The organism is uncultured Arthrobacter sp. (assembly GCF_902805515.1).
In the GTDB taxonomy this organism is placed as follows: domain Bacteria; phylum Actinomycetota; class Actinomycetes; order Actinomycetales; family Micrococcaceae; genus Arthrobacter_D.
This window is the reverse complement of record NZ_CADCTE010000196.1, coordinates 1-5,374: the sequence shown is the minus strand read 5'-3', so window position 1 is coordinate 5,374 and position 5,374 is coordinate 1. Positions and strand designations below refer to the sequence as shown.

Genomic DNA, 5,374 nt, shown 5'->3' with positions numbered 1-5,374 from the left:
CACGCTCCCTCCGTGGCCCGTGACGAGCTCATCGAGGGGCTTCAGATACAGGCTTTCCAGCGTGGCCCCGGCACGGACATCCTCAAGGTCGTGCGCAACGAGGAGTTCACCGTCGACGAGCCAGACGTCCGCTTCGACACTCGTGAAGCCGTGCTCCAGCGCATCGAGGAGCGGGCGGTCGTGTTCGTAGTCGTTGTGGGCGTGGGCCGCGGCGTGGGGCTCGCCCAGATCGACGCCGTGCTGTGCCGCCGGGGCCGGCGCGAGGCCCAGGGTGCTCAGGGCGGTGAGGGCTGCCGCCAGCGTGGCTGTCCTTTTCAGGAACATTGTGGTCCTTTCGGTTGAGGCCCCGGGGCCCGGGGCCCCTTCACGCTAGGGACCGTGGATGGTCGGCAGGCCGCGCACAGTTGACGCCCCGGTGAACTCCAGGAAGACACCCCCGGTGCGGAACCAATCGGGTCCAAGGGCCCTGTCGGACGTACGGTCCCGGGAGCAAGATGTGCGCAGGGCAGGCAGCGGCGCGCGTGCGGGCCCTTCCACGTGGAGGAGGGGCCATGGCCATCGACAATGACATCTACAACCGCCTCGGCGAGACCTGGTGGGACGAGGACAACGTCCTGAACATCCTCCACGGCAGCTGCACCCCGGGACGGATGGCCTACTTCAGGGAGGTGCTGCGGACGCACCTGCAGAATTCCTACGCCGGTCGAACGGCGTTGGACGTCGGCTGCGGCTGCGGCTTCCTGGCCGAGGAGTTCACCCGGCTGGGCTTTTCGGTCACCGGTGTGGACCCGTCCGAGGTGGCCATCTCCGCCGCCCGGAAGCACGCAGGACAGGCCGGGCTGAACATCCGGTATGTCGTGGGCGCGGGAGAGGAGCTGCCGGTCGGCAGCTCAACGTTCGACGTCGTCTACTGCTGCGATGTGCTCGAACACGTCACAGACCTGCCGCGCGTCCTTGAGGAGAGCGCACGGGTCCTGAGACCGGGGGGTCTCTACCTGTTCGACACCATCAACCGCACGCGGACCAGCAGGTTCCTGGGCATTAAGGTCATGCAGGACTGGTCCCTCACGAAGGTCACCGACGCCACCCTGCACGACTGGAAAATGTTCATCACGCCGGACGAGCTGACCGCCCAGCTCGCCCGCAGGGGCCTCGTCGTCGAGGAGATCGCCGGGCTGGCGCCGCGGGCCAGGACGCCGGTGGTGCTCAAAAGCTTCTCCGACGCCCGGAGGGGCAGGATCAGCTACGGGGAGCTCAGCCGGCGGCTCGATTTCGGCAGGGTCAGGAACACCCGGGTTTCGTATATGGGCTATGCCCGCAAGCCGGCAGCGGCCGGGAACTAAGAGCGCCGGGAGGCACCGATGGCAACGTATCTTCTCTGCAGCTCCCCGATCTACGGGCACGTGGTGCCCCTGGTCGAGATCGGCCGGTACCTGCGCGGGCAGGGGCACCAGGTGGGCATGCTCACCGGAGCCCGGTTCGAGGACACCGTCACCGGTGCCGGCCTCAGGTTCCTGCCGCTGCCGGAGGCCTGCGACTTCGACGACCGTGACCTTGACCGATCCTTTCCGGGGCGCGTCGGGAAGAAGGGGCTGGCCCGGCTCCGGTTCGACATGTCGGAAGTCTTCATCAAGGCCATGCCCCACCAGTACCGTGCCCTGCGGGAGGAGCTCGACGGGACCCCCACCGACGCCGTCCTGGCCGAATCCGGCTTCACGGGCGCCGTCGTCCCGCTGCTGCGCACGGAACCGCGCCCGCCGATCCTCTTCAGCGGGATCATCCCCCTCGCCTTCTCCAGCAGGGACACCGCTCCCTTCGGCCCCGGCCTGCCGCCCCTGCCCACGAAGGCCGGGGTGCTGCGCAACGTGCTGCTCAACACCCTGATGCAGAAGGTCGTCTTCCGGCCCACCCACCGGGCGGCGAACCGGCAGATGAAGGCCGCCGCCGGAGTGTCCCTGCCCGTGCACTTCCTGGACGCGGCCTCCCTCGCTGACCGGTTCCTGCAGTTCACCTGCCCCGGCTTCGAATACCCCCGCGGCGACCTTCCGGCCAGTGTGCGCTTCGTGGGCCCTGTCCTTCCCACCGGGAGCGATGATTTCACCCCGCCGTCCTGGTGGAGCGAGCTGCACGGCGGGCGCCCGGTCATCCACGTCACCCAGGGCACCATCGACAATAAGGACCCGGGCCGGCTCATCCTGCCCACGCTCCGGGCCGTGGCGGACCTGGACGTCCTGGTGGTCGCCACCACCGGAGGTGCGCCCCTGCCTCCCGGCGACGTGCCGCCGAATGCCCGCGTCGCCGATTTCCTTCCGCACGAGCACCTGCTGCCCCTGGTCGACGTGATGATCACCAACGGCGGATACGGCGGAACCCAGCGCGCGCTGGCGGAGGGCCTGCCGGTGATCGTCGCCGGGGACCGCGAGGACAAGCCCGAGGTGGCGGCCCGGGTGGCCTGGGCCGGGGTGGGGATCAACCTGCGCACCGGGTCACCGACGCCTCGGGCGATCCGCAAGGCCGTCCGGCAGGTCCTGTCCGACCCCTCCTACAAGGAAGCGGCGGGACGGCTGGCCTCGGAGTACGCACGGTATGACTCCCTGCCCAAAATCGCCAGCGAACTCGAGACCACCGAGGCAGGACCACCGCGGGGCCGCGGCCTGTCGGGCGGGGGCCCGGGCCGGAAGGGGCTGGCCCTTGTCTCAGCGGCCCAGCTGCCCCTCGGCGTCGCAGGATTGCGCCCGGCGTTGAGGAAACGCACCGCCTACGACATAGGATTTCTCCGTGGCTCAACGGACACCATCGAGCGTGACCAGTGGTTAACGGGTACCAACCTGTCGGCGCCCGGAGTTCTGCTCGTGCTCCAGGCGGCCTGCACCGCGGCCCTGCTCCACGGGCCCAGCCGCCGAGCGGCCAGGACCCTCGGCATCCTTGGAGCCATCATGACGGGCGGGTATCCGGCGGAGCGGTCGGTCCGGGCCAGCTGGCGGCGGCCCGACGACGGCGTGGCGCCCCTGACGGCGGCGGCGGCCCTGCTCGCGGCGCTCATGGCGGCCCTGGGCTTCCGGACCGCCGGGAGGTAACCCCGGCCGGCGGCGGGTGCGCGCGCCGTGGCTGAGCGCTCCGCCTCCCGCCTGCCCCTGGTTCCGTACGCCCGCGCCGTGGGCCGGATCCTTGCCCTGAGCGCCAAAGCCTCCCCGGGCGCCGTCGCCATGAAGGTCCTCGGGTCCCTGATCGGGGCGGTGCTGCCGCTGGTCACCACCTACTTCGCCGCGCTCACGACGACGGCGCTCGCCGAGGCGTACGCGGGAGACCCCGACGCGGGCGGGCGCGCCGTCGTCTATGTGGTGGTGACGGCGGCACTTGGCCTGTTCTGGGGTGCCTTCACCAGCGTCGACCGGTACATCCAGCAGGTGCTCAGTTTCCGGGTCGGTGCCATCGTGGGCGACTCGATGTACGAGAGGTTCCTGGCGCTGGAGTTCTGGCGCTACGACGACAAGGAGACCGTTGACCTGTATGACAGGGCGCGGCGGTTCTCCGACTCCTACCCGCGGGTGCTGGACCGCATCGCGGCGATCTTCACCCAGTTCGTTTCGGTGGTGCTCGCCATCGGTGCCCTGCTGCTGGTGAGCTGGTGGGTGGCGCTGATCGTCCTGATCGCCATCGTGCCGAGCGTGTACCTGCAGTTCCGCCTCTCCCGGGAGCAGATGGCGCACTGGAACACGCAGGTGGACTCCCGCCGGCAGCGGCGCATGATCGAAACGAACATCATGCGCCCGCAGTACATCGCCGAGATCCGGCTCTACGGGGTGGTGGAGTACCTGATGCAGCTGAGGTCGCGGCTGCGTGACGCCGACGAAAAACGCCGCCTCGACTTCCAGCGGCGTTACATTCCCAAGCAGCTGCTCGCCGACGCGCTGCAGTACGGGGCCGAGGTCATCGCGCTGCTGTGGGTGGTGGGGCAGATCATTGCCCGCGCGCAGCCGGTGGGCCAGTTCCTGTACATCCAGCAGATCGTCAGCCGGGCGCTGAGCACCGCGAACGATCTTGTCAGCTCGCTCAGCTCCATCGACGAGGACCTCTCGAACCTCAAGGACTATGAGCAGTTCATGGAGCTTCCCCTCCCCGTGGCGACCGGCGAACCGCTGACCGGGCCGCCGTCGCGCATTGACCTCGTGGACATCCGCTTCACCTATGCGGGCAGCGATCTCGAGGTCCTGAGGGGCATTTCGCTGAGCATCGAGCGCGGCCGGCACATCGCCATCGTCGGGGAGAACGGTGCAGGAAAGTCGACCCTGATCCGGGTCCTGGCCGGGCTCTACCTGCCGAGCGCCGGAAGCGTGCTGCTCGACGGGCGGGACCTGCACACCGTCGGGACGTCCTCGTGGCACCGCTACCTCGCGGTGATGTCGCAGGACTTCCTGAAATATGAGTTCGCGACGGCGGGCAACAACATCTACTTCGGCGACGTCGCCTCCCCCCGGGAGGAGGAGCGGATCGAACGGGCGGCCGCGGACGCGGAAGCCGCCGACTTCATCCGCAGGCTCCCGAACGGGTTTGAGAACCATGTGAGCAACTGGATGGAGGACCCGCGCGGCCGCAAGGGCAGCGGCCTCTCGGGCGGGCAGTGGCAGCGGCTTGCCATGGCCCGCAACTTCTACCGGGACGCGCCGTTCATCGTGATGGACGAACCGACCTCGGCCATCGATGCCCTCGCCGAGCACCGGATCTTCACGCGGCTCTTCGCCGACCGGTCGCGGACCATCGTCGCCATCAGCCACCGGCTGGCGACCATCGAGAAGGCCGACGTCGTCTACATGCTCGAGGACGGTCGGGTCGTGGAGTCCGGCACGCACCGCGAGCTCGTGGAGCTGCGGGGGCGCTACTACAGGATGTTCGAGAGCCAGCTCCAGCCGACAGTTCCCTGAAACCCGGCAGCCGACCCCCTCAGGCAGGCCCGCTGCAGCAGACCCGCAGCAGGCTTAAACCAAAGCCGGCCCCGCGCCGGGAAGGCGCGGGACCGGGTTCGGTGCTGCTGGGAGCCGGGTGCTGCTAGGCGTCGACGACGATCGCGGTGATCACCGGCGTGCGGTTGTAGAACCGGCGCATCCAGTTGGCCGTGGCCTTCTCGATGACGGCCTCCGGGTCCAGGTTGCGGGCGCCGCGGCCGCCCTGGCGGCCCGAGGGGCCGTCGGTGAGGGCCTTCTCGACGGCGGTGCCTGCCTTGTCGAGGTCGGCCGGATCGCAGGAGAAGCCCTGGATGAAGAACTCGGGGGCTTCGGCCATGGTGCCGGTCTCGGCGTCGATGATGGCCAGGACCGTCACCGAGCCTTCCTCGGCGAGGCGGCGGCGCTCGCGCAGGGTCTCCTCCGTGATGCCC

The 5,374-nt window shown here is 69.4% G+C and carries 3 protein-coding genes and 2 pseudogenes; 3 read left to right on the top strand and 2 right to left on the bottom strand.

The window, feature by feature from the left end:
- A pseudogene (locus tag QZX79_RS17595) lies at window positions 1–324 on the bottom strand (hypothetical protein); the annotation flags it as partial.
- A gap of 227 nt (window positions 325–551) precedes the next feature.
- Between QZX79_RS17595 and ubiG the strand changes: the two are divergent.
- The 3 genes from ubiG to QZX79_RS17580 are packed head-to-tail and all read left to right on the top strand — an operon-like array spanning window position 552 to window position 4,922.
- A complete protein-coding gene (gene ubiG, locus QZX79_RS17590; protein ID WP_294570429.1) occupies window positions 552–1,343 on the top strand; it encodes a bifunctional 2-polyprenyl-6-hydroxyphenol methylase/3-demethylubiquinol 3-O-methyltransferase UbiG in 792 nt (263 codons plus the stop codon).
- Between the two features lie 18 nt (window positions 1,344–1,361).
- Entirely contained in the window at window positions 1,362–3,077 is a 1,716-nt protein-coding gene (locus tag QZX79_RS17585) for a glycosyltransferase (protein WP_294570425.1), read from the top strand.
- 27 nt (window positions 3,078–3,104) lie between these two features.
- Window positions 3,105–4,922, top strand: coding sequence for an ABC transporter ATP-binding protein (locus QZX79_RS17580; RefSeq protein WP_294570422.1), 1,818 nt, complete (start codon window positions 3,105–3,107; stop codon window positions 4,920–4,922).
- 124 nt (window positions 4,923–5,046) lie between these two features.
- On the opposite strand, the pseudogene QZX79_RS17575 reads toward QZX79_RS17580, so the two are convergent.
- Window positions 5,047–5,374, bottom strand: a pseudogene (locus tag QZX79_RS17575) (RNase J family beta-CASP ribonuclease); the annotation flags it as partial.